This is a genomic window from Tenacibaculum profundicola (assembly GCF_057220795.1).
Genome location: NZ_CM170137.1, coordinates 3,332,190 through 3,357,675 on the forward strand (window position 1 = coordinate 3,332,190; position 25,486 = coordinate 3,357,675).

Genomic DNA, 25,486 nt, shown 5'->3' on the forward strand with positions numbered 1-25,486 from the left:
CACATTCAATAAATATAATGTCAAAATGAGTAAAAAGTTTACTGAATACAAAGGATTGGATTTACCAAAAGTAGCAGAAGAAATATTAAACTATTGGGAAGAAAACAACATCTTTGAAAAAAGTATTACTAGTCGTGAAGGAAACGAACCATTTGTGTTTTTTGAAGGACCTCCTTCAGCGAACGGCTTACCTGGAATTCACCACGTAATGGCACGTACCATTAAAGATATTTTTTGTCGTTATAAAACTCAAAAAGGATATCAAGTAAAACGAAAAGCAGGTTGGGATACTCATGGACTGCCGGTTGAACTTGGTGTTGAAAAAGAACTAGGAATTACCAAAGAAGATATTGGAACAAAAATTACCATTGAAGAATACAATATAGCTTGTAAGAAAGCGGTTATGCGTTATACGGATATTTGGAATGATTTAACGCAAAAGATGGGGTATTGGGTAGATATGGAAAACCCATATGTTACTTATAAATCCAAATATATGGAGTCTGTTTGGTGGCTGTTAAAACAAATCTATGAGAAGAATTTACTATACAAAGGATACACCATTCAGCCTTATTCTCCGAAAGCAGGAACAGGCTTAAGTTCACATGAATTAAATCAACCAGGAACATATCAAGATATTACTGATACAACTGTCGTTGCCCAGTTTAAAACCATTAAAGAAACACTACCTGATTTTTTACAAGTTGAAGGAGAGGTTCATTTTTTAGCATGGACTACAACTCCTTGGACACTACCAAGCAATACCGCTTTAACCGTAGGGCCAAAGATTACGTATGTATTAGTAAAAACAGTGAATCAATATACTTTTGAGCCAATTCAAGTAGTTTTGGCGAAAAATTTAGTAGCTAAACAATTTAGCGGGAAGTTTTTCTTAGCAGAATCGGATGAAGATATTGCCAATTATGATAAAGGAGCTAAGAAAATACCTTATACGATTGAAAAAGAGTTTGTAGGAGCAGACTTGGTAGGTATACGTTATGAACAATTATTAGATTTTGTTTTACCCTATCAAAACCCCGAAAATGCGTTTAGAGTAATCGCCGGTGATTTTGTGACAACTGAAGACGGTACAGGAATCGTTCATACGGCGCCAACTTTTGGTGCTGATGATGCTTTAGTAGCAAAACAAGCAACACCAGAAGTGCCACCAATGTTGGTGTTAGATGAAAATGAAAACCCAGTTCCTTTAGTAGATTTACAAGGTAAATTCAGACCAGAACTAGGTGCCTTTGCAGGGAAGTACGTGAAAAATGAATATTATGCAGATGGCGAAGCTCCAGATAAATCGGTTGATGTGGAACTAGCAATTCAACTTAAAACTGAAAACAAGGCTTTTAAAGTAGAAAAATATGTGCACAGTTACCCTAACTGTTGGCGTACAGATAAACCTATTTTATACTATCCATTAGATTCTTGGTTTATTAAAGTAACCGATGTTAAGGATAAAATGTTTGGTCTAAATGAAACCATAAATTGGAAACCTAAATCTACAGGGGAAGGACGTTTTGGAAATTGGTTAAAGAATGCGAATGACTGGAACTTATCACGATCTCGTTTCTGGGGAATTCCACTACCAATTTGGCGAACAGAAGATGGTACTGAGCAGCTTTGTATTGGTTCTGTTGCTGAATTAAAGGATGAAATACAAAAATCAGTAGATGCGGGTCTTATGTCGGAGGATATCTTTGCTGATTTTGAAGTAGGAAATATGTCTGACGATAATTATGATAAGATAGACCTGCATAAGAATGTGGTTGATGAGATTATTTTGGTTGCGGCTTCTGGAAAACCAATGCACAGAGAAGCGGATTTAATTGATGTATGGTTTGACTCAGGTTCAATGCCGTATGCCCAATGGCACTATCCGTTTGAAAACAAAGAATTAATAGATAATAAAGAAAGCTATCCAGCCAATTTTATTGCCGAAGGAGTTGATCAAACACGTGGATGGTTTTATACATTGCACGCCATAGGAACTATGGTATTCGATTCAGTAGCCTATAAAAATGTGGTATCGAATGGATTGGTACTCGATAAAAACGGGCAAAAAATGTCAAAGCGTTTAGGAAATGCTGTAGACCCGTTTAAAACATTAGCAGATTATGGTCCTGACGCTACGCGTTGGTATATGATTTCAAATGCAAACCCTTGGGATAATTTAAAGTTTGATATTGCAGGTATTGGTGAGGTAAAACGTAAATTCTTTGGTACGCTTTACAATACGTATTCATTTTTCGTCTTGTATGCAAATATTGATAATTTTACCTATAGTGAAGAAGAAATACCACTTGATGAGAGACCAGAAATTGATCGTTGGATATTATCAGAATTAAATACCCTAGTAAAGAAAGTAGATTCTTTTTACACAGAATATGAGCCAACAAGAGCTACTCGCGCAATATCAGATTTTGTACAAGACCACCTTAGTAACTGGTACGTACGCTTATGTAGAAGGCGTTTTTGGAAAGGAGAATATGCACAAGATAAAATATCTGCATACCAAACTTTGTATACATGTCTGTTAACCGTAGCTAAGTTAGGTTCTCCAGTAGCCCCTTTCTTTATGGATAGATTATACAAAGATTTAGTCGCAGCAAGTCAGAAAGAAAATTATGAAAGTGTTCACGTAGCAGAATTTCCTGAATATAATCACTCTTTTGTGAATAAATCATTAGAACGTAAAATGGAAAATGCTCAAACAATTTCTTCTTTGGTCTTGTCATTAAGAGCCAAAGAAAAAATTAAAGTGCGTCAACCATTGCAAAAGATTATGATACCTGTTTTAGATGAAACTCAAAAGGAAGAGATTTTAGCGGTCGCAGAACTGATAAAATCTGAGGTAAATGTGAAGGAAATTGAGCTGTTAGATGATGCTTCAGGTATTCTAGTAAAGCAAATCAAACCAAATTTTAAAGCTTTAGGGCCTAAGTTTGGAAAGGATATGAAGTTGATTGCTAATAAGATACACTTATTTACGCAAGAAGATATTGCAACCCTTGAAAAAGAAGGAGGAATAACTATTGAAATTAATGAGAAAATGATTAAATTAGAGGCCAACGATGTGGAGATTTTATCAAAAGATATCGAAGGCTGGTTAGTAGCAAATGCAGAAGGATTAACGGTAGCTTTAGATGTTACAATAACAGATGATTTACGAAAAGAAGGAGTTGCTAGAGAATTGATCAATAGAATTCAAAACGCGCGTAAAGAAACCGGGTTAGAGGTAACAGATAGAATTAAATTAACTTTCTTAAGTTTTACAGACCTACAAGAATCGGTATTAGCAAATGAATCTTACATCAAGGCAGAAACACTAACCAACGAGTTGGTTTTTGTAGAAGCGTTAGAGCATGGTATTGATATAGAGTTTGATGCCATAAAAAGTAGAATGTTAATTGAAAAAATATAGCATTATGGATGATGTTAAAGCGAGATATTCAGACAGCGATTTACAGGAGTTTAAAGCAATTATTTTAGAAAAAATTGAGAGTGCTGAGAAAGATTTGAAAATGTTACAAGATTCGTATAAAAATGGTTCTGACAACGGTACAGATGATACGTCACCAACATTTAAATCTTTTGAAGAGGGTTCTGATACCATGGCCAAGGAGGCAAACATGCAATTAGCCATTAGACAAGAGAAATTTATACGGGATTTAAACAATGCCTTAATACGTATTGAAAATCAAACGTATGGTATCTGTCGAGTTACAGGTAAATTAATTCAAAAGGAGCGTTTAAAGTTAGTGCCACATGCAACGTTAAGTATTGAAGCAAAACGTAAACAATAACTATAAATAATATAGTAAAATAAAAAGAACTAATATAAGACTCCTCCTCTTGAGGGGTCTTTTTTGTATGAAGTATAAAATTCTTTTTTGGGCTCTGTTTACCAATATTTTTGTGTTTTCACAGGGGAAAATGATTAAAAAAGTAAACATAGTATCTATCGATGTTGAAATTATAGCATTTGGCTTAGATGATGTTGTAATAGAAAACTCTGATACTAATGTGTTGGAGGTTACTTTATTAGAGGAAAAACCAAACTCACATACTATAAATATAATACAAGAGGAATCGATAACTAAAATCAGTTTCGATTTGGCATTGGATACATATGAGAAAAATATTTTTAAAAAGTATATAACGAAAAGACTTCAGCGAGCTAGAGTATTGATAAAAGTTCCTAAACATAAAAACGTAACTATTCATGGTCAAACCATGGGAGTTATTTCAAATAGTTATGAAGGAAATGTAAATATATTTATCGATCGGGGTAATGTCAATTTAAATACAATAATGGGTGTTGCGAGAGTCGTTGTTTTTCAGGGCAATATTACTGCCTCAATACAATCAAAGACTGACCTTAATATTGCAACCAATAGGGGAGGCATAACACTTGATAAAGAAAGTAAAATGTCCCCTCTGTTGAAAAAACATGTGAATTCATTATGGAAATTTACGGTAAAATCTATCCATGCCGATGTCATTATGAAGTCAAAATAATAGTTTTTTGATACGTATGCTATTTCTCTAAGGTTGAATAATTAACTAAATTTTATAAAAATTAAAGTAACAGATGCTGTTTTTTATAGTCATATAAAAAACACATTACAGTAAAATAATGAATAGAAAAATATTTATTGCAGCAATAGCGGTTATGTTATTAGTGGGGTGTAGTTCTTCAAAAACAACTACAACAAATGATTTAGCCATACAAAATCCTATATCAACTACATTAGATCTTACCAATGTAAAGAATGACAAAGTTCCAGTAACGATAAATCCGGGGCGATTTACATCTGAAAAAACTATTTACAGATTGCCAAGAGTTGTACAAGGAACCTATTCGGTTAGTGATTTTGGTAAATATGTTGATAATTTTAAAGCGTTAGATTATAAAGGGAATACGCTACCTGTTACAAAAATTGATACGAATACTTGGGAAATAGCAAATGCTATTAAACTCGATAAAATAACTTATGAAGTAAATGATACATTTGACATGGAGGTTTCTGGAGGAATTGGCGGAGATGTTCCTTTTTCTCCTGCAGGAACAAATATAGAAGATACTAATTTTGTATTGAACCTACACGGATTTATAGGTTATTTTGACACCTTAAAAAAGAACCAATATCGATTAGATATAATGTCTCCTGCTACATTTAAAAGAACATCAGCCTTGCAAGAAGTAGCTACAAACACAAATGAAGATGGAACCGTATTAACAGCGAGTTATGTTGCTCCGCGTTATTTTGATATTACTGATAATCCTATGTTTTACGGAGAACTCGATGTACAGGAGTTTAAGGTAGAAGATATAAAAATTGTATTAAGTGTATATTCTCCAAATAAGAAACATTCTGCAGAAAAAATAAAGGAGGTAATGGAGAAAATGATGCAGGCGCAAAAGAAATATTTGGGCAGCATAAATAGTACAGCTCGGTATGATATTTACTTGTATTTATCGGATGGAACTGAAAAAGCTCCAAAAGGTTTTGGAGCTTTAGAGCATCATACCTCTACCGTGGTGGTATTGCCAGAGTCAATGTCTGATCAGGCTTTAGCCAAAAGCATGGTTGATGTGGTTTCTCATGAGTTTTTTCACATAGTAACACCGTTAAGTGTGCATTCAGAAGATGTGCATTATTTTGATTATAATCAGCCTACTTTTTCGAAGCATCTTTGGATGTACGAAGGAATCACTGAGTATTTTGCAACCTTATTTCAAGTAAATCAAGGTTTAGTTAAAAAAGATGAGTTTTATAGTAAAATCATGGGGAAGATAAAAGCTGCATCCTCAATGAATGATACGATGAGTTTTACTGAAATGAGCGAGAATGTCTTAGATGAACCTTACGCTTCACAGTATTATAATGTTTATCAGAAAGGAGCATTGATAGGAATGTGTATAGATATTTTAATGCGAGAAGAAAGTAGTGGTAATCGTGGTGTGCTATCTTTAATGAAAGAATTGTCATTAAAGTACGGAAAAAATAAGCCCTTTAATGATGACAATTTGATAAAGGAAATTACAGAAATGACCTATCCCTCTATTGGAGAGTTTTTAAATACGCATGTAGTGGGAAATACACCTATTGATTATAATACGTTTTTTAGAAAAGCAGGATTACATATTAAAGAATCTAAAGTGAAAACAAATTATATTCAAAATGACGGAGCAATAATTGTCAGACCAGATAGTAAGACAAAAACGATTCGGTTTTCCGAGGCAGTTAAAAACAATAGTTTTTGGGTAGAAAATGGTGCTCAACCGAATGATATAATTAAAGAAGTTGATGGTGTTGTAGTTTCTAGAGAAAGTGCCAATCAAGTATTTTCTACCATGTTTATGTGGCAGCCAGGAACCGATGTAGAAGTAAAATTAGTTAGAGAAGGAAAGGAAGTCATTATAAAAACTACCTTAACTCAATCGTATACAATTGGAAGTAGTTTAAAGGAAATTTCAAATGCGACACAAAGTCAGAAAGAACTTCGAAATGCATGGGTAAAAGGATAATACCATATTTTTAATTTGACAATGGGAGTTAACTTAAAAATCTCGAGCTTAATTCTTGTGTAGGCATGAAGCAAGCTTCTGTTTTACCATACCATTTGTAGCGATGTTTAGCTATATAGTTGTAAACTATGTTTCTTATAAAAGAAGGTATTATCAAAAATATAGACAAGATACTTATCGGGAGCCCTAATTTGGCAGCAATCATTAAAGCGGCAGTTGATCTCGAATACACTTTTTTATGAGGCGAATACAATAAAATAGAATCTGTTTTAGTTGGATCAATGTTAAAGTGTTTGATAATTCCAACTCCTGTTTTTCCTTGCAAAGAAGTAAAAAGAAATTTTTCTTTTTTATCGTGTTTCAGAACGAATTGAACACTTGAACTGCAGAGATTACAAACCCCGTCAAAAATAATAAGCTGCTTATTTTCTGGTATATTGGGTAGCATAAATTATCTATTATAAGGATAGTCACGGATTCATTAAATACCTCGGCTAGCGAATAGCCTTTTTCTGTATTGTTTTTAAACGTACTTACGGCTCATCGAAGTACGATCGGGATAATGGATTGTGGTAATAAAAAAATAACGCGACTTCGTTTGTTAATTTTAAAGGTATTAATTTTAGTGTTATTTATAAAATATTTTTAGATTATCTTTTGATCACAGAAATTAATTACTTGACGGAATTAGATGTTATTATGTGAAATAAAGCAACTTCTGTGATCATAGATTTTCTAATGCGTATTTTGATGAAATGGATGGTATTTTTTTTATGCAATATCCATCTGTTCAAATATCCTTTATTTCTGTGATTTTAAATGAGTTCTCTTTTTAGGCCATGTATATATACATGTGAACAAATAATCTATTAAGTGTAAATTAAGCTCGTATACTTATCATTTGATAGTGCGGTTTCAAATAGAATATATGCCATGGAAAACTAAAAGATTAACACGGATTACAAAGAGGATTAAGAAACAGTAAGTACAAGGAAACGAATACCAATACTTTTCTTATTTTTGTAGCTATTAAATAAAAAAAATGTCAAAAAAAAATATAGCGATTCTAACAGTAATCTTAGCAATTTTAATAGATCAGATAAGTAAAATCTATGTAAAAACACATTTTACTTTAGGAGAAGAAGTAATTGTTTTTAGCGATTGGTTTAAAATTCATTTTACAGAAAACAATGGCATGGCATGGGGTTTTGAATTTGGAGGTAAAGCAGGGAAGCTATTTTTAACACTGTTCCGATTAGTTGCCGTTACAGGAATTGTTTATTGGTTATGGCAAAATATAAAACAGAGAACACATACGGCGGTTATTGTGGCAATTTCGTTAATTTTAGCAGGCGCAGTAGGAAACATAATTGATTCTGTTTTTTACGGTGTTATTTTTGATTCTTCATATGGTAAAATAGCTACCATGTTTGCCGATAAGCCTTATGGAGAATTGTTCTATGGAAAAGTTGTGGATATGCTATATTTTCCTATATACGAAGGAGAAAGTTTTACTTTTTTTAATGCCATTTTTAACGGAGCGGACTCTTGGATTACCATCGGTGTAGCGTTGCTTTTTATATTTAATAAACAAGCATTTCCAAAAGAAAATTAATTCTCTCTGATGCTGACTATTTTTAGTAAATTGGTTGATAATTTAAGACTCACCTAAATTTACATTTGTTATGCGTTTTATAAAATATACAGCGGTCTTTTTATTAGGCTTTTTAATTGCGAAATTGTGGTATGATAAAAAGGAAACAAGCCATCATAAGGAAGAGATTGAAGTTTTTTTAAACGGGATACAAAACCTTAGTAAATTAGTGGTTTCAGAAGCAAATTTTTCTGAAATGTATAGCTTTTCTGATACTAAAAAGTATTTCTATGATTACCTCTCTTTTGAAAAAAAGGCTATTTTATCCGTGAATGCCAAAGTGGAGGTAGGTTATGATTTGTCAAAATTGGATATTCAAATAGATACTATAGGGAAGAAAATAATAATAAACGCAATACCCAAAGAACACTTAGTTATAGTGCCTGATATTAAATATTTTGATTTGCAACAAAGTAAGTTCAATTCATTTTCCAAAGAAGAACTCAATAAGCTAAGTAGTAAAGCAATCGAAAAGATAAAGAGCACCGTAGCTATAGCAACACTGAAAAAAGAGGCTAAAAATCGCTTATTCGAAGAATTATCTAAAATATATCAATTATCAAAAATCTATAATTGGAAGGTGGTAGATAATACCAATTCATTGTTTATACATTCACAACCAATGTCTGGAAAAGATTAATGGGGTAGTTTTTTACTTAATAAACCGTAAGCAAAGGTACCTAAAAGCGCTCCAGCTAAAACAAGGAGAATTGAAAAAATACCATGACCTACTAATACGAAAATAGGAGCTGGACAAACACCAGCTAATGCCCATCCTAAACCAAAGAGACTGCCGCCAACTAAGGTGCGAATATATCCTTTTTTCTTATCTTTTATTAGAATGGCGTTTCCGTAGTAATCTTTTATAATTTCTTTTTTGAAGAAATACATGATAAAGGTAGATAAACCGACTGCCGTTCCAATAATGCCATACATATGAAACGATTGAAATTTAAACATTTCATAGATTCTATACCATGAAATAGCTTCAGATTTTGTTAAAATAATTCCGAACAGGATACCGATAAACAAAAATTTTATATGCTTCATACTAACCAAAAATTAAAGGGAATAATACCCAAGTCATAAACAAACCACCCATAAAAAAACCAATTACCGCAACTAAAGAAGGGAATTGAAGACTACTCAGGCCTGTAATGGCATGTCCAGATGTACAACCACCTGCATATCGCGTACCGAATCCAATTAAAAAACCTGCAATAAGTAAGATGCTAAAGCCTTTGACAGTGAGCATATTTTGTAGGCTGAAAATTTCACCCGGAACAAAAGAAGTGCCAGCGTTATCAAACCCTAATTGCTCTAACTCGTTTATCGTTGCTGGATTTAAATCAATAGCAGTAGTAGTAACTAGAAATTGACTACTTAAAAACCCGCCAATAATTAGACCTAAAATAAAAACTAATGACCATTTTTTATCTCTCCAATCAGTATCGAAATACTTGTTGATTTTTCCTGCTCCGGCCATAGTGCACAAAGTTTCTAAATTTGAAGAAACCCCAAAGCTCTTACCAAAGAAGAAAATTAAAAAAAGCACTACCGCAATTAAGAACCCTGATACATACCATGGCCATGGTTGTAAAATAGTATCGATCATACGTGATTTTTTATATAAGTTAATATTTTCTCAGTTGCACCAAGATTACTTTTTATATAGTCATGATTGGTACGCCCCATTTGTGTTCTCAGCTCTTTATCAGCCTTTAACGTTGTAAAAATACGAGAAATTTTCTTTTTATTTGTAACAATGGTAACACTATTCGATTTTAACAGGTCTTTAGCTTCCTGAAATTTTTGATATTTATTACCACCGAATACAACCGGAATACCATAAGTAGCAGGCTCTAAGATATTGTGAAGCCCTGTTGCTAAGCCGCCGCCAACATAGGCTACATCAGCATAAGCATATATTTTGGTTAAGATACCAATCGTGTCAATTATTAAAACTTGATGTTCTTCTAAATGTACGTTTTCTTTTTCAGAGTATACTACTGTTTTTTTTACAATTGATTTTTGGAGTTCTTTTATCTTTTTAGAGTCAATGATATGTGGTGCTATGATGAATTTTTCATCATTTGTAGCGTGATTATTAATATAATCAACTAGTAATTCTTCATCCTCTTTCCAGGTGCTACCAGCAACAACGGTATATGATTTATGCTTAAATGACGCAATGAAATCTAAGGTATTGTCTTGTTGTAAAATATCATATACTCTGTCGAAACGAGTATCACCGCTAACTGTGACATTATGTAAGTTAATTGTGTTTAATAGGGTTTTAGAAGTTTTATTTTGAACAAAGAAGTGATCAAATGCGAGTAATTTTTTGCGCATAAAACTGCCATAAGACTTAAAAAAGGATTGGTTTTTTCGGAAAATACCAGAAATTAAAATTGTTCGGATATGTTTTTTATGCAACTCGTCTAGTAAATTCGGCCAGAACTCGTATTTAATAATAATGGCTATTTCTGGATGAATGGTTTCTATAAATCGTTGTGCATTTTTCTTGGTGTCGAAGGGTAGATAGCAAATAACATCGGCAAAGGCATAGTCCTTTCTAACTTCATAGCCAGAAGGAGAAAAGAAAGTAAGTACTATCTTATGGTTTGGAAAAGTGAATTTCAACTTTTCAATAATAGGTCTGCCTTGTTCGAATTCTCCTAAAGAGGCTGCGTGAATCCAAAGTACCTTGTCTTTTTCCGACAGGGCTTTTAGTTTAGTAAAGGAATCTTTTCTTCCATCAACGAATAGATGAATCTTTTTGTTAAAAAGAGCGATTATTTGCAATAAAAAATAAACAAGATGTACAATGGAATTATAAAGAAAACGCATAATGCAAAGTTATGAAATAAAAAAATCAGTGAGAAACTCACCGATTTTTTATACAATTAAATTTATAATATAATTATTTTAATTCAAAATCTTCCATAAACTTGGTCGTATAATTACCAGCGACATAGTCTGGGTGATCCATTAACTGTCTATGGAATGGAATGGTTGTTTTTACACCTTCAATTACATACTCATCTAAGGCACGTTTCATTTTATTAATAGCTTCTTCTCTAGTTTGAGCAGTAACGATTAACTTAGAAATCATAGAATCGTAATTTGGTGGAATCATATATCCTGTATATACGTGTGTGTCTACGCGCACACCATGACCACCAGGAGCGTGGTAAGAGGTTATCTTACCTGGTGCTGGTCTAAATCCGTTATACGGATCTTCAGCATTAATTCTACACTCGATTGAGTGCAACTGTGGTGTGTAATTTTTACCAGAAATAGGTACACCAGCAGCGACTAAAATTTGTTCACGAATTAGATCGTAATCTACAACTTCTTCGGTTATCGGATGCTCAACTTGAATACGAGTATTCATCTCCATAAAGTAGAAGTTACGATGTTTGTCAACTAAGAACTCTACGGTACCAGCACCTTCATATTTTATATATTCTGAAGCTTTAACTGCAGCTTCTCCCATGGCGTGACGTAACTCATCCGTCATAAATGGAGAAGGCGTTTCTTCGGTCAACTTCTGGTGTCTACGTTGAATCGAACAGTCTCTTTCAGAAAGATGACAAGCTTTTCCGTAAGCATCTCCAACAATTTGGATTTCTATATGACGAGGTTCTTCAATGAGTTTCTCCATGTACATAGCGTCATTTCCAAAAGAGGCTTTTGCCTCCATGCGAGCAGAATCCCATGCATCACGTAAGTTTTCTGATTTCCATACAGCTCGCATCCCTTTACCACCACCACCGGCAGTAGCTTTAAGCATTACAGGATATCCCATTTCTTTGGCTAAAGTTTCTGTTTCTTCAAATGAATCTAATATCCCTTCAGACCCAGGAATACAAGGTACACCTGCAGCAATCATAGTTGATTTCGCAGAGGCTTTGTCTCCCATACGATCAATCATTTCTGCAGTGGCACCTATAAATTTAATATCGTGCTCTTCGCATAATTTTGAAAACTTAGCATTTTCTGATAAGAATCCATAGCCTGGATGAATGGCATCAGCATTGGTAATTTCAGCGGCGGCAATAATGTTCGCCATTTTCAAGTATGATTCACTACTAGGAGGAGGGCCAATACAAACAGCTTCATCAGCAAAGCGAACATGTAAACTTTCGGCATCTGCTTTTGAGTAAACGGCTACGGTTTTTATTCCCATCTCCTTACAGGTTCTAATTACACGTAATGCAATTTCTCCTCTATTGGCAATTAATATCTTTTTAAACATAATATAAAAGTTATGAGCTTAGAATTGATTGTATAGAATTTCTATAGAATCAATATCTAATAGCTATTATGATGGGTCAACTAAGAAAAGAGGTTGGTCAAATTCTACAGGACTAGAGTCATCTACTAACACTTTAACTATTTTACCTGATATCTCAGATTCAATTTCATTAAATAGTTTCATTGCTTCAATTACACAAACGGTGTCGCCTGTTTTTACATCAGTACCTACTTCAACAAATGAAGGTTTGTCTGGTGAAGGTTTTCTGTAGAAAGTACCAATTATAGGTGATTTAATAGTGATATATTTTGAGTCATCTTCAGAAGAAGCTTCGTTTGAAGATGCTACAGGAGCAGGAGCAGTAGGCTGAGCCACTGGAGCCGCTGCTACCATTTGTGGCGCTGCTGCCACTGGAGCTGCTTGAATGATTGTTGTTTCAGGTGTAGCACTCCCTGTCTTAATGGTGATTTTTAAATCGTCCATTTCTAGCTTTACTTCGCTTGCACCAGATTTAGCTACAAACTTTATAAGACTTTGAATTTCTTTAATGTCCATTTTCCTAAAATTTAAGTTGTTTGTTTTATGAATTATATGCCCATTTAAGGTAGATTGCTCCCCAAGTGAAGCCTCCTCCAAACGCGGCGAAAATTAAATTATCTCCTTTTTTCAATTCTTTTTCATAGTCGGCAAGTAATAGCGGTAGCGTGGCAGAAGTTGTGTTTCCATATTTATGAATATTCATCATTACTTTATCTTCTTCCAAGCCCACTCTGTTTGCTGTAGCCTCGATAATTCTTTTATTGGCTTGATGCGGCACTAACCATTGTATATCCTCTTTTGTAAGGCTGTTTCTTGTTAACATTTTTTCGGCAACGTCAGCCATGTTAGATACTGCAAATTTGAACACTGTACGACCCTCTTGATGCACGAAATGTTGCTTGTTACGAAGGGTTTCTTCAGAAGCGGGTAAGATAGATCCGCCAGCATCAATTTTTAAGAACTCTCTTCCAACTCCGTCACTTCTCAGGTATTCGTCTTGCAAACCTAGTTCTTCAGAGTTGGGTTCGAAAAGAACCGCTCCAGCTCCATCGCCAAAGATAATACATGTTGCTCTATCCGTATAATCAAGAATAGAAGACATTTTATCGGCCCCTATTAAAAGTACTTTTTTATAACGACCACTTTCAATATAGCTAGAAGCTGTTGACATACCATATAAAAAACTCGAACAAGCGGCTTGTAAATCGTAAGAAAAGGCATTCACAGCTCCAATTTTTGAAGCAGTATAAGCTGCCGTTGAAGCGACAGGCATATCAGGTGTGGCAGTAGCCACAATTACCAAATCTAATTCTGATGCGTCTACTCCTGATTTTTCTAATAAATCTTGAGCAGCCCTAATAGCCATGAACGAAGTGCCAGCACCTTCCTCTTTCAAGATCCTTCTTTCTTTGATTCCTGTTCTGGATGTTATCCACTCATCATTAGTGTCTACCATGGTTTCCAACTCTTTGTTTGTAAGAGTGTATTCCGGAACGTATTTTCCTACTGCTGTGATAGCTGCAGTTATTTTAGTCATAGTTGTTTGTTTTGTTGTAAAACGAGATTCCAAAGAAATGAAAATTATTTCATTTCTTTAAAGAAAAAGAAGCAAAAACTTACTTCTTTGGTTTAAAAGTACTAAAAAAACCCTCAAAAAAGAGGGTTTTTAATATTTTTAAAACTATTAAATTATGCTTCCGCTACAGCTGATTCTAATACTACCTGACCTCTGTAATATAATTTACCTTCGTGCCAGTGTGCTCTGTGGTATAAATGAGCTTCGCCAGTGGTAGGATCAACAGCAATCTGAGGAACAGAAGCTTTATAGTGAGTTCTTCTTTTATCTCTTCTAGTTTTAGATATTTTTCTCTTTGGATGTGCCATTTTATGTCTTATTTATCTGTTAGTAAATCCTTTAATTTATCCCATCTAGGGTCTGTTGCTTGTTCTGCAACAATTTTATCTTCTTTTATTAGTAAATCTTCAAGTTTCTTTAAAGCCTCAGATTCCATCGTGCCATCCACAACTTTAGGATGCACTCTTTTACTAGGAACCGATAGTACAATCAATTCATAAATGTACTGGGAGATAGTTATTTGGTAATGATCATGTGGAATAATGAGTATATCATCATTGTCATCATTGTATTCTTGACCAAACTTTACCACTAAATGTAAAGTGCCTTCTATCTCTTGATCAAATAACTCGCTTGTAACATCGCATGGAACATTAACACTACCGTTAATAGCAAAATCAAGCTCTATCAAATTGCTCTTTTTTACAAAAGTTACGGTCGCTTTGATGTTACAATCGTTAAAATCATCAAACTTATAAGTTTCAAAGAACTTCTTATTAATATGGTATTCAAATAAATGACTTCCTTCTTTTAACCCTATAAAAGGGATGGTGAATTCTTTTAAGTCTTTCATCTACAATATCAATTTGAGCGTGCAAAGATATAAAAAATGTTTTTATATTTAAATTTTGAAAATGTTTTTTTACTATTTTGTTTTTAATGCACCTTTAACAAGGTTTTGATGTTCCATTCTGTTTTTATATATGTGTAACGAGGTAAATAGTGCTTCTTTAAAGGATGTAGAGTTTGCTTTGCCTTTGCCTGCTATATCAAACCCGGTTCCATGGTCTGGTGAGGTACGTACTTTATTTAATCCGGCCGTAAAATTCACTCCTTTACCAAAAGAAAGAGCTTTAAATGGTGCCAGACCTTGATCGTGGTACATAGCCAAAACACCATCAAATTGTGTGTAGGTTTCTGAACCGAAAAATCCATCAGCAGCATACGGGCCAAAAACTAATTTACCTGTTTCTTGTATTTCTTTAATGGAAGGTCTAATTATTTCGTCGTCTTCGTTGCCTATAACCCCTTTATCTCCGCAATGCGGATTTAAAGCAAGTATGGCAATTTTTGGTTTATTGATGTTGAAATCTTGTTGTAAAGAAGTGTGCATGGTTTCAACCTTCTCTTTAATCAATTCTGAAGTAATGGTCTCAGCTACCTTAGAAATAGGAATATGCCCTGTAATTAAACCAATACGTAATTCATCGGTCATTAAGATCATTAAGCTCTTTCCTTCGAAGTTATCTTCTAAGTATTCGGTATGACCAGGGAACTCAAAGTCTTTCGATTGGATGTTTTCTTTATTGATAGGAGCGGTTACAATAACATCAATTTGATCGTTCTTTAACGCTTCAGTGGCTGCTTCCAGAGATTTTAAGGCGTAATCACCTCCAATAGAGGTGCTTTTGCCTAATTCGAATTTTATTTCTTCTCTCCAAACATTGACTATATTGATCTTTCCGTGAGTAATTTTGTCGATAGAAGGAATACCATGGACGTTGGGGTTGAGTTTTAAAACTTTCTTATGGTAAGAAATAGTTTTGTTCGAAGCAAACAAAACAGGGGTGCAAAACTCAAGCATTCGTTTGTCTTCAAAAGTTTTTAAAATGATTTCGATACCAATACCGTTTACATCTCCAATTGAAATACCAACAATAATTTTGTTTGATTTATCCATAGTATACTTTGTAATATTGTATTTTTGATGCTCACAAAAGTAACTAAAATTTAGACAATGTTTACGGGAATAATTGAAACTCTTGGGATTGTAACGAAAATTGAAAAAGAGAAAGGAAATTTGCACTTAACGGTTAAAAGTAATTTTACAAATGAGTTGAAAATAGACCAAAGTGTGGCGCACAATGGAGTTTGCTTAACGGTAGTTGATATTACCAATGATGAGTATACTGTTACTGCCATAAATGAAACTTTGGAAAAAACAAATTTAGGAAGGTTAAACGTTGGAGATGAGGTGAATTTGGAGAGAGGTATGAAACTTGGAGATCGACTAGATGGTCATATTGTGCAAGGGCATGTTGATAGAACTGGAGTTTGTACACATATAAAAGATGCTGATGGAAGTACGGTATTTACATTTTCGTATGATCTGGAAAGAAATAACATTACTATTGAAAAAGGATCTATTACTATAAACGGCGTTAGTTTAACAGTGGTTAATTCGAAAGCAAATGAATTTAGTGTAGCAATCATTCCTTATACATATGAGCATACAACATTTAAGAATTTTAAAAACGGAACCGTTGTAAATTTAGAATTTGATGTTATAGGTAAGTATGTGGCAAGATTACAGGAATTTAGTTAGTTTCTGCAGTATGAACAAGATCACACAAATAGAAAAGAAAGTCACACAATTAGGTTTAGAAATTAGTACGAAGAAGAATAACTGGATGAACACAACTACTGTTCTTGTTGAGGTTAATTTAAGGAGCCGTGTAAATTAATTTCTATGGAATTATTTAAGTCAATTGCTTTGTGCTTTTCAGGAGGTGGTTATCGGGCTGCGTGTTTTTCTTTAGGTACGTTATCCTTGCTAGAAAGAGTGGGGTTGTTAGAAAATGTAAAAGCTATTTCAACAGTGTCTGGAGGCACGATTACTGGTGTGAAATATGTGCAATCTCAAATAGAACAAAAAAGATTTGATGTTTTTTTTAAGGATTATTATCTCTGGTTGAACAAAGACGAACTCACAAGTAATGCCTTAAGTCATTTACGATGGTCTTTGATTTGGAATCAACCTGAGAACAAGCATAAACGAAAGAACCCAATAAATGCGTATGCTATTGAGTATAATAATTTCACAAATCATGTAACACTTGGCCAGATACAAGATTTGATTAGTGATGAAAACTCCAAAACGCATTTGGAACGTGTTATATTTAACGCAACTGATTTTAATAGTACGTATCAGTTCCGGTTTCAAAATGTTAAAAGTAACAAGAAGCGATTTGGAAATGCAAAAGTACATAGTACATACAAACATGTTATAGACGATGTGAAGCTGGGTGATATAATTGCGGCTTCCTCTGCTTTTCCTGGAGGTTTTGAACCAATAGGTTTTCCATCAGATTTTACTTCAAAATATAAAGAGTTAGGTGAGATAGGATTGATGGATGGAGGAATTGTTGATAATCAAGGGGCTTCAGTGTTTGTTTCTGATGCTCATAATGGAAATCAAGAAAAACAGCATGATTTACTGTTTTTAAGTGATGTGTCTTCTCCATATCCAGGAGAAGGTTTTGAGTTTGCTTCAAAGAGTAAGTTTAGCAAGTATTCGTCCTTTATATTAAGTGCATTTACATTGCTAGTAGTATTGCTCTCTACAGTTTTTTTCTTTCTTAAAAAATGGCTCGTTTTATACACTATAAGCGTAGTGCTATTGGCTTTTTTAATAGGTGTTCATTTATTGTTCTTTTCCTTATCCAGATGGATGCAACAGGAGACAGGAATAGATCAGAAGTTGTATTTACCGCCAAGAAGAGTAGGTTTCTTTATAATGAACAGAGTGAAGTCATTATTAAGAATGGCAGGGGTTGTTTTTCTTAAAAATGACAGACGACAACATGCATATGCTATTTTTAACGCTTTTCCCAATAAGGTAATATCGTCTACTGTTTATGAATTGAGATGTCAAGATTTTTCAGGTCAACAAATGAATAAGCCAGAGAATGAAAAGAATTGGGACAAGATAGTTGACCACACGGGTTATATTAGTAATAAGATTATTGAAAACACTCATAAAAGTGCTTCTTTTGGTACTACGTTGTGGTTTACGAAAAAAGACAAAGATGATTATATGTTAGATCGTATCATTGCTTGTGGAGAATATACGGCATGTTATAACTTATTAGCTCATATGATTAAGATCTATGGAGATAAAGCATCGGAAATAAAGGTGTTTAATGAGTTGATGCTACTCTGGGAAGAATTTCAACAAAACCCCATGTTTTTAATTGATAAAAGAAAGGAAGAGTTTTAAGGGTTCGTTTCTTTACGAGTGTCTCCTGAGTGGTGATAAAAATGTTATTGTCTCAAATATTTTTAATATTCCAAAATTTTAAATGAACCTAAACCAGTTTTAAGTTAGCTTATGTTCGCGAGCCTTGTTGGCAAGTTCAATAAGGTTTTTAACGTTTAATTTTTTCATTAGGTTGTAACGATGTACTTCGGCCGTTCGTTTACTTACATTGAGTACTTCTCCTATTTCTTTGTTGTTTTTTCCTTGTAAAATAATTGCTAGTACTTGTCTTTCTCTTTTGGTAAGATTGAATTTATTTTCGATGGTTTGAGTGTCAGGTAGTTCTTGCTTAGGATTTATACTGTGCAATAAAATGGAAGAGATGTCTCCTGAAAAGTATTTTCCTCCTGTAGCAATGGTTTGAAGCGCTTTTAGAAATTCTGGTTTGCTTGCTCCTTTCAGCATATATCCATCCGCTCCTGCTTCAATAGATTGTAGCACATATTCGCGAGCATCATGCATCGAAAGAATAAGGGTTTTAATTTGAGGGTATTGTTTTGTGGTAATAGCAATTAATTCATTTCCGCTCATTTCTGGCATAGTTATGTCTACAATTAATAGATCAGGAGAGTGTAGGGGAATTAATTTTAGTGCTTCTTGCCCGTTAGAAGCCTCTGTGATTACTTCGAATTTTGTTTCGTGTTCTAGCAATGCTTTGATTCCATCTCGAACCAATACATGGTCATCAACTAACATAATCTTTATCATGTCTATCTTCTCTTATTTTATAGAGCCAAAGTATGAATTTTTACGTAAATATACCTAATTTTTATCTAAGGGAATGTTTAAAGTAATACGGGTACCTTTAGCAGTAGATGAACTGATGAAAAGTCTACCTTTTACAAATTTTATTCGTTCTTGCATAAAGGTCATTCCCATTCCGCCGTATTCTTTTTTGTGTTGACCTTTTTGAACAGGCAAACCAACTCCGTCATCGTCAATAGTTATGCTCATAATACGATCCCGGTGTGCGAGTGTGATAATAATATGAGAAGCTTTAGCGTATTTAATGGCATTATTTACGGCTTCCTGTACAATTCTGTAGATGTTGATTTCATTAAGGGGCTCTAAACGATCATTAAAATTTGAAGTGTTTAAAAATGAAATATTCTGTCCGGTCAGTCGGTTTAGTTCCCATGCCATTTTGGATAAGGCAGAAGAAATTCCGTAATCACTTAATTCTGGAGGGGTAAGATTAAATGTTGCAGTGCGAACTCCTTGAATAATATCAGCAGCAAGTGTTTTTAGTTGCTCTATTTTTTTTTCAGTTAATTCTTTGTTCTCGAGATCCACGCTTTCTAAGGTGAATTTTAACCCTGTAAGCATTTGTCCTATGCCATCATGAATATCTTTGGCAATACGGCTTTGTTCTTTTTCTTGATTGGCGATGATCTTTCCAGAAATATTTCCTTGTCGATCCATTTCTTCCTTGAAATTCTTTTTGGTAAGTGCTTCTACTTCTAAATTCGCTTTTTTACGAAGCGTAATATCTGAAGAAATGATGATGATCTCATCTGAATTATTTGAGGAGAAAAAAGGAATCATATGCATTTCTAACCATATGGTTTCATCTGATTCGGTGGTTGCTTTGATTTCTCCTTGCCAGCTGGTTTTAGCATAGGAGCGTAGTAGATTTCTGAGATTTTCTTGTTCGTCCTTATGGGTAGAAATAATTTCAGGGAAAGTAGTCCAATGATGTAATTTAGAGATGGCAAATCGTTTTGAAAAATTATCCCCTAAATGTAGGATTTTTCCTTCTGAGGTGACCCGTGCAAAAAGTAGGGTTTTATCAATAGCTTTTGTGAGTTCTACTAATTCCTGCATGGAGTTCTCTTTACTCTTTCGTAATGAATCTGCTTTTTTAGCCATTTCTATTGCTTCTTTTTCAGAATTTGTTAGTCGAGAAATAGTAATGTTAATAGCGTTAGCTGTAGGCCAAAAAACAACGAAAAACTCTATCAATAATACAAGTAAAGTAATGGACATTAATAGTAATTCTACATTTTTTAGGTCTTTCAGCTTTTGTTGTGCTTCCTGATGGTATTGAAAGACGATTTTGTTCATTAATTCTAAAAAGAGAGGTTCATTTTGTAGAATGGACTGAACCAAAGTAGGATTAATATTGTTTTGTATAATATGATCACAGGCTTTGCTAATGGATTCATAGTAGGGGGTCATTTTTTTAAATAGATCCCTAACTTCTTGACTATTTTTTCCGGCTAGATTTGGGTTGGTGTTTCTTCGTAACAGACTGTGATGTGAACTTTGCCAAAGATGAAGAGTTTGTTCAAATTGATGAAGTAAAAGTTTTTTATTCTTAGAGGTGGTTTCTTGCTTAATGAGTAAGGTTTCTTTGGTTAGCTTCTGGCTTAGCATACGTTGCCTTCCGGAGATGTTGATTAAAGAGGAATCTGTTTGTTGATTTTTTAGATGACTATGAATAATCAGTTGACTAATAATTACGGATAGCGCTATGGTGCTTAACCCTATAATATAGAGTCTGCTTAGTTTGTGGAGCTTTTTTCTATTAATTCCAGCTTTTTTCATGAAGTTTTTAACGCTTTACGTATTAAAGTTTTGCTTGACGATGATCGTTTTTGTTCTAAGGCATGTTGTTGTCCTTTTTGAGACATTTTTCCCCATGTTTTTTTTAAGATATCTAGTACTTTTTTTTCTTCGTATTTTTTTGAGAAATCTTCAAAATAGTATTGCAAAAACACTAAACAAGCTACGTCTTCTAGGTTTTGAGTGTCCTTGTCTTTTTTTAAGGCTTTTTTTGTGATCAGAAATGAAACTCTCTTTATGAAATTTAAAGGATATCCTACTTTTCCTAAAATCTCTGCTGTTAAAGAAGCGTGTCTTATCTTTAATTCATTTCTCCAAGTAATATATCCAATTTTTGTTGTAGGATATGTTTTTCTGGGGATCTCCCATCTTCCAATATGTTGCGCTCTAACAGCTATTTTTAAAGCTTCAGAGGCCTGTGGGTGTAGTTTGTGGAGTTGGGTATACATTCGTTGAGAATATAATAATTCTTTAGGGTGTTCCATTCCTTCAAAAACTTCTTTGTTAGGGTCTTGTGAGTTCTTTTTGTCGATTAGCTCTAGTGCTTGTTCTAATAGCATAGTGATGCGGGTGTAATAAGGTCAAATCTATTCTGAAAATCCGATATAAACAATATTGTTTTCTATTTTTACTGGATAGGTTGCTATTGTTTCCAAGCGGTCATTTATGTTTTCTCCTGTTTCTAGTGAAAAAGCTTTCTTATGAATCGGGCAGGCTATTTTTGGAATTCCTCCATCGTCTCCTACTATTCCTCGTGAGAGTACCATTTCTAATTTGTGAGGGCAAAGGTTTTGACACGCGTACCATTTTTTTTGTCTAGTAAAATTAAACACAGCGATTTGCTTATTTTTATATTTTACACAAACACCTCCATTTTCTGGGAATTGATCTTTCTTTCCTACTTCAAACCACACTTGTACCTCTGTTTTGTGAACTGCATTATATATTGAGTTTATCACTGACATAATTTAATTGTTATTAATAGTTTACCATGGTTGCGGCTTTTTTTGTTCTCTCATAGGAACAAAAACTAAGTTATCATCACGTTCATCCGAATTGATGAAATGTGTAAAGCGATCTTGTAATTTCGGATCATTGACTACTTGTGTCCACTCACATTCATAAGATTTTATGAGTTCTTGCATTTCTTCTTCTAATTCCTTAGCAATATGTAAGCTATCCTTTATAACAATATTCTTGAGTTGTTTGATGCCTCCATCTAGTTTTTCCAACCATGCTGAGGTTCTCATCAAAGGGGCTGCTGTACGAATGTAATACATTAAAAACCTGTCTAAATAGTTGATGCAGGTTTTATTATCTATTCGTTCTGCTAATAACTGAGCGTGTTTTGGGGTAGCTCCACCATTACCGCAAACATATAGGTTCCAGCCTCCTTCCACAGCAATGACCCCAAAATCTTTTCCTCTAGCTTCGGCACATTCGCGGATGCATCCTGAAACCCCTCCTTTGAGTTTGTGGGGAGACCGCAAGCCTTTGTATCTGTTTTCTAAAGCAATGGCAAAGCTCACGCTTTCATCCATTCCGTATCGACACCAGGTTGAACCCACGCAGCTTTTTACGGTGCGGAGTGATTTGCCATAGGCATGGCCACTTTCAAAGCCAGCTGTTATTAATTCCTTCCATATAGCAGGGAGTTGATGTAGTTCTGCGCCAAACAAATCGATGCGCTGTCCTCCTGTAATTTTGGTGTATAAATCATATTTCTTTGCTGTGTTTCCGAGTACAATTAATTTTTCTGGAGTGATTTCCCCTCCCGGAATTCTTGGCACTACTGAGTAGGTGCCATTTCGCTGTATATTCGCTAAAAACCGGTCGTTAGAGTCTTGGATAACTACTTCTTTGTTCGCCGTGTCATTGTATAGGCTTGCAAATATCGATGCAATTAAAGGTTTGCAGATTTCACATCCGTCTCCTTTTCCAAAACTATCAAGTACTTCGTTAAATACGGTAAGCCTTTTTACCTTTATAATACTGTATAGCTCTTGGCGTGAATAGTTGAAATGTTCACAGATGTTTTCTTTTATTTCTTTTCCTGTTAATTTTAAAGATTCATTGATCAGTTCTGTTACCATGGGCTTACATCCACCACAGCCTGTAGTTGCCTTGGTTTGTGTAATTATGTCTTTGATACTGTGAGTAGTGCCTTTCTGTATACCGTTGCAGATATCTTTTTTAAGTACATTTTCACAAGAGCATACTTGGGCTGTATCTGGAAGATCCATAACATTTCCAAAAGAATCTCCTTTGGTTGAGTTAGCTTGAATAATGAGATCTTCGATGGCAGTCGGTAATGGCATTCCATTTAGGTATATTTGATGGAGCATGCTGTAGTTGCTAGTGTCTCCAATGAGAATACCGCCTAATAATTTTGTTCCATCATGACTAACATTGATGCGTTTGTATAGATAGCTTGTTTTATTTTCAAATAGAATAGAGTTTCCTTTTTCTGCCGAAATATAAGGTTCGCCAAAGCTTGCTACATCTACTCCTATTAATTTTAATTTGGTTGACATATCAACATCTGAGCTCATGACTTTGCCGCCTTCGCCAATAATTTGTTCAACGGCTACTTCCGCCATTTCAAAGCCTGGTGCTACCAAACCGTAAATCATGTCATTATATAAAGCAACTTCACCAATGGCGTAAATGAACGGGTCAGAAGTTTGCATTTTGGGGTTGACAACGATACCACCGCGAACACCTGTTTTTAATCCGCAAGATGTTGCTAATTCGTCGCGTGGCCTAATGCCGGCTGAAATGATTAACATGTCTACTGCTAAATCGTCGTAGTCTCCAAATTCAATTTTTTCGATTGATTGATTTCCTGCAATATTGGTAGTCGATTTGTTTAGGTGTATATGGATGCCCAAAGACTCTAACTTTAGTCTTAAAATATTACTGCTTCGAGTATCGAGTTGTCTTGGCATAAGCTTTGTGGCAAATTCTACTATGTGGGGCTCTAGTCCCATGTCCATTACTGCTTTTGCTGCTTCCAAGCCTAACAATCCACCACCGATAATGGCTGCTTTTGGGTTGTTTTTTCGCTGTTTTAAAGAGTGGGCAAAGGAGGTCATGTTCTCTAGGTCTTCTATAGTTCTATAGACAAACACACCTTCTTTAGTGGTACCTTGTATGGGTGGAACAAAAGGGGTAGAGCCTGTAGCTAATACTAAATAATCGTATTTGTATTCTTTGTTTTTAGACGTTGTGATCGTTTTAGTGTTCTTTCGAATGTTTGTTACTTTCTCATCAATGTGTAAATCAATGTTATTTTCAGCATACCAGCTTTTGGATTTTAATTCTAGTTTTTTTGCGTCTTGATCTTCAAAGAAATCACTTAGATGAACACGGTCGTAAGCAGGTCTAGGCTCTTCTCCGAAAACTATCACTTTAAAATTTTTATTTTCTGAATGAAGTGCGAGTTTTTGACAAAACTTACAACCAACCATTCCGTTTCCTACTACTATAATGGTAACCATAATACAATTTGGTTTAATATTCGGACACGAATATAAGTATTTTTACTTAATATAAGTATTTTTACATATATAATACGTACTTTTAAAAAATAGAATCATTAATTTATAATTCAATACTAATGAAGGTAAGCGAGGTTGGTTGTTTAGATTGTTTAAATAGGAATTGTATAATCAGACAGAATATCAGAATTAAGGATGTTGAAAATATTTCGTTGAAAAAAAATATTATTGCCTGTAAAAAAGGGCAGTCTTTTATCCTAGAGGGGGCGCCAGTAAACGGTTTGTTTTTTTTGCAAAAAGGAAAAGCAAAAATTTTCAGGACGGGACTCAATGGTAAACATCAAATTATTCGATTTGCTAATGATGGGGAGGTTATTGGGCATAGAGGTTTTGGTGTTGTAGAGGAGTATACAATTACTGCAGAGAGTCTTGATGATGCTGTTTTGTGTTACTTTTCAAAGCATCTTTTGCAAGAAGTTCTTATGAAAACTGCTGTTTTCACCTATACATTTATGTCATTTTATGTTAATGAATTACATGCCAATGAAGAAAGAGTTCAAAAACTTGCTCAAATGACCGTAAGAGAGCGTGTTGTGGATACTTTGTTGTACGCCTATAGAAAATTTGGTTTAAATAAGAAAGGGTTTGTCGCTATTCAGTTAAGTAGGAAAGAGATAGCTGATTATGCAGGTACTACTGACGAGCAGGTTATAAGAGGCTTGTCATCTTTAAAAAAAGAAAAATTAATTACGACTCAAGGTAAGCAAATTAAGATAGTGAATGTTGAGTTGTTAAAACGTGAAATTGCTGAACATAATTTTTTCTTAGGTGTTTAGTTGTTCTTTTGGGTAAATCAAGAGAAGGTTTAATCGTTGTGGTGTAGTAATGTGTGTGTTTTTTTATTCTGATTAAAAAGGCGTTACATGGAAAAGATGTTTTATCGCAGGAAAAAATATGGTGTTAAACTTGTTTAACTAAACCTTTTGTCATGATTTGTTTGCTAGAGGAGTTATATTTTTGAAAAATAAGTAT

General features: G+C 34.3%; 24 protein-coding genes. 9 read left to right on the top strand and 15 right to left on the bottom strand.

The window, feature by feature from the left end; translation table 11 throughout:
• The first annotated feature begins 25 nt into the window (after positions 1-25).
• From ileS to AC2TDS_RS13930, 4 genes are all read left to right on the top strand, one after another.
• Positions 26-3,430 carry an isoleucine--tRNA ligase gene (gene ileS, locus AC2TDS_RS13915; RefSeq protein WP_484736183.1) on the top strand — a complete coding sequence of 1,135 codons (3,405 nt, stop codon included), beginning with the start codon at positions 26-28 and terminating at the stop codon, positions 3,428-3,430.
• A gap of 4 nt (positions 3,431-3,434) precedes the next feature.
• The gene (locus tag AC2TDS_RS13920; RefSeq protein ID WP_484736184.1) at positions 3,435-3,812 is read left to right on the top strand and encodes a TraR/DksA family transcriptional regulator; all 378 of its coding nucleotides are present in this window, start codon (positions 3,435-3,437) and stop codon (positions 3,810-3,812) included.
• Positions 3,813-3,879: 67 nt separating this feature from the next.
• Positions 3,880-4,527: a hypothetical protein gene (locus tag AC2TDS_RS13925; protein WP_484736185.1), complete on the top strand. Its 648-nt coding sequence runs from the start codon at positions 3,880-3,882 to the stop codon at positions 4,525-4,527.
• A gap of 118 nt (positions 4,528-4,645) precedes the next feature.
• Complete coding sequence (locus AC2TDS_RS13930; protein WP_484736186.1) at positions 4,646-6,541, top strand: M61 family metallopeptidase; 1,896 nt, start codon at positions 4,646-4,648, stop codon at positions 6,539-6,541.
• Positions 6,542-6,569: 28 nt separating this feature from the next.
• On the opposite strand, the gene AC2TDS_RS13935 is transcribed toward AC2TDS_RS13930, so the two are convergent.
• Positions 6,570-6,989 (bottom strand): thiol-disulfide oxidoreductase DCC family protein, encoded by a 420-nt coding sequence (locus AC2TDS_RS13935; protein ID WP_484736187.1) that lies wholly within the window; start codon positions 6,987-6,989, stop codon positions 6,570-6,572.
• 594 nt (positions 6,990-7,583) lie between these two features.
• Here AC2TDS_RS13935 and AC2TDS_RS13940 point away from each other — a divergent pair.
• Both AC2TDS_RS13940 and AC2TDS_RS13945 read left to right on the top strand, forming a co-directional pair.
• Positions 7,584-8,156, top strand: a complete 573-nt coding sequence (locus AC2TDS_RS13940) for a lipoprotein signal peptidase (RefSeq protein ID WP_484736188.1) — start codon at positions 7,584-7,586, stop codon at positions 8,154-8,156.
• 70 nt (positions 8,157-8,226) lie between these two features.
• On the top strand, positions 8,227-8,835 hold the full coding sequence (locus AC2TDS_RS13945) for a DUF4230 domain-containing protein (protein WP_484736189.1): 609 nt from the start codon (positions 8,227-8,229) through the stop codon (positions 8,833-8,835).
• On the opposite strand, the gene AC2TDS_RS13950 is transcribed toward AC2TDS_RS13945, so the two are convergent.
• The 9 genes from AC2TDS_RS13950 to pdxA all read right to left on the bottom strand — a co-directional run bounded on the left by AC2TDS_RS13950 (position 8,832) and on the right by pdxA (position 16,031).
• Positions 8,832-9,245, bottom strand: coding sequence for a YeeE/YedE thiosulfate transporter family protein (locus tag AC2TDS_RS13950; RefSeq protein ID WP_484736190.1), 414 nt, complete (start codon positions 9,243-9,245; stop codon positions 8,832-8,834). The two genes, AC2TDS_RS13945 and AC2TDS_RS13950, sit on opposite strands and share 4 nt — an antisense overlap.
• 1 nt (position 9,246) lies before the next feature.
• The gene (locus AC2TDS_RS13955; protein WP_484738959.1) at positions 9,247-9,807 is read right to left on the bottom strand and encodes a YeeE/YedE family protein; all 561 of its coding nucleotides are present in this window, start codon (positions 9,805-9,807) and stop codon (positions 9,247-9,249) included.
• Positions 9,807-11,045, bottom strand: coding sequence for a 3-deoxy-D-manno-octulosonic acid transferase (locus tag AC2TDS_RS13960; protein WP_484736191.1), 1,239 nt, complete (start codon positions 11,043-11,045; stop codon positions 9,807-9,809). Before AC2TDS_RS13960 ends, AC2TDS_RS13955 begins: the two co-directional genes overlap by 1 nt.
• A 73-nt stretch (positions 11,046-11,118) precedes the next feature.
• Positions 11,119-12,456 carry an acetyl-CoA carboxylase biotin carboxylase subunit gene (gene accC / locus AC2TDS_RS13965; protein ID WP_484736192.1) on the bottom strand — a complete coding sequence of 446 codons (1,338 nt, stop codon included), beginning with the start codon at positions 12,454-12,456 and terminating at the stop codon, positions 11,119-11,121.
• A gap of 66 nt (positions 12,457-12,522) precedes the next feature.
• Positions 12,523-13,011 (bottom strand): acetyl-CoA carboxylase biotin carboxyl carrier protein, encoded by a 489-nt coding sequence (gene accB / locus AC2TDS_RS13970; RefSeq protein ID WP_484736193.1) that lies wholly within the window; start codon positions 13,009-13,011, stop codon positions 12,523-12,525.
• 25 nt (positions 13,012-13,036) lie between these two features.
• On the bottom strand, positions 13,037-14,032 hold the full coding sequence (locus tag AC2TDS_RS13975; RefSeq protein ID WP_484736194.1) for a beta-ketoacyl-ACP synthase III: 996 nt from the start codon (positions 14,030-14,032) through the stop codon (positions 13,037-13,039).
• Positions 14,033-14,184: 152 nt separating this feature from the next.
• Positions 14,185-14,379 (bottom strand): 50S ribosomal protein L32, encoded by a 195-nt coding sequence (gene rpmF, locus AC2TDS_RS13980; protein WP_068702687.1) that lies wholly within the window; start codon positions 14,377-14,379, stop codon positions 14,185-14,187.
• Positions 14,380-14,387: 8 nt separating this feature from the next.
• Positions 14,388-14,924 (bottom strand): YceD family protein, encoded by a 537-nt coding sequence (locus AC2TDS_RS13985; protein WP_484736195.1) that lies wholly within the window; start codon positions 14,922-14,924, stop codon positions 14,388-14,390.
• A gap of 72 nt (positions 14,925-14,996) precedes the next feature.
• Positions 14,997-16,031: a 4-hydroxythreonine-4-phosphate dehydrogenase PdxA gene (gene pdxA / locus AC2TDS_RS13990; protein WP_484736196.1), complete on the bottom strand. Its 1,035-nt coding sequence runs from the start codon at positions 16,029-16,031 to the stop codon at positions 14,997-14,999.
• A 57-nt stretch (positions 16,032-16,088) separates the two neighbouring features.
• On the opposite strand from pdxA, the gene AC2TDS_RS13995 reads away from it, so the two are divergent.
• A complete protein-coding gene (locus AC2TDS_RS13995; RefSeq protein ID WP_484736197.1) occupies positions 16,089-16,676 on the top strand; it encodes a riboflavin synthase in 588 nt (195 codons plus the stop codon).
• Between the two features lie 144 nt (positions 16,677-16,820).
• A complete protein-coding gene (locus AC2TDS_RS14000; RefSeq protein ID WP_484736198.1) occupies positions 16,821-18,350 on the top strand; it encodes a patatin-like phospholipase family protein in 1,530 nt (509 codons plus the stop codon).
• A 99-nt stretch (positions 18,351-18,449) separates the two neighbouring features.
• Here AC2TDS_RS14000 and AC2TDS_RS14005 read toward each other — a convergent pair whose 3' ends face one another.
• The 5 genes from AC2TDS_RS14005 to nirB are packed head-to-tail and all read right to left on the bottom strand — an operon-like array spanning position 18,450 to position 24,454.
• Positions 18,450-19,097: a response regulator gene (locus AC2TDS_RS14005; protein ID WP_484736199.1), complete on the bottom strand. Its 648-nt coding sequence runs from the start codon at positions 19,095-19,097 to the stop codon at positions 18,450-18,452.
• A 54-nt stretch (positions 19,098-19,151) separates the two neighbouring features.
• Positions 19,152-20,936, bottom strand: coding sequence for an ATP-binding protein (locus AC2TDS_RS14010; RefSeq protein WP_484736200.1), 1,785 nt, complete (start codon positions 20,934-20,936; stop codon positions 19,152-19,154).
• The gene (locus tag AC2TDS_RS14015) at positions 20,933-21,514 is read right to left on the bottom strand and encodes a DUF4202 domain-containing protein (protein ID WP_484736201.1); all 582 of its coding nucleotides are present in this window, start codon (positions 21,512-21,514) and stop codon (positions 20,933-20,935) included. The genes AC2TDS_RS14010 and AC2TDS_RS14015 overlap by 4 nt, the downstream gene beginning before the upstream one ends.
• Positions 21,515-21,541: 27 nt before the next feature.
• On the bottom strand, positions 21,542-21,919 hold the full coding sequence (nirD, locus tag AC2TDS_RS14020) for a nitrite reductase small subunit NirD (protein ID WP_484736202.1): 378 nt from the start codon (positions 21,917-21,919) through the stop codon (positions 21,542-21,544).
• 21 nt (positions 21,920-21,940) lie between these two features.
• Positions 21,941-24,454: a nitrite reductase large subunit NirB gene (nirB, locus tag AC2TDS_RS14025; protein WP_484736203.1), complete on the bottom strand. Its 2,514-nt coding sequence runs from the start codon at positions 24,452-24,454 to the stop codon at positions 21,941-21,943.
• Positions 24,455-24,666: 212 nt separating this feature from the next.
• Here nirB and AC2TDS_RS14030 point away from each other — a divergent pair, with 212 nt between their 5' ends.
• Positions 24,667-25,290 carry a Crp/Fnr family transcriptional regulator gene (locus tag AC2TDS_RS14030; protein WP_484736204.1) on the top strand — a complete coding sequence of 208 codons (624 nt, stop codon included), beginning with the start codon at positions 24,667-24,669 and terminating at the stop codon, positions 25,288-25,290.
• Positions 25,291-25,486 lie beyond the last annotated feature (196 nt).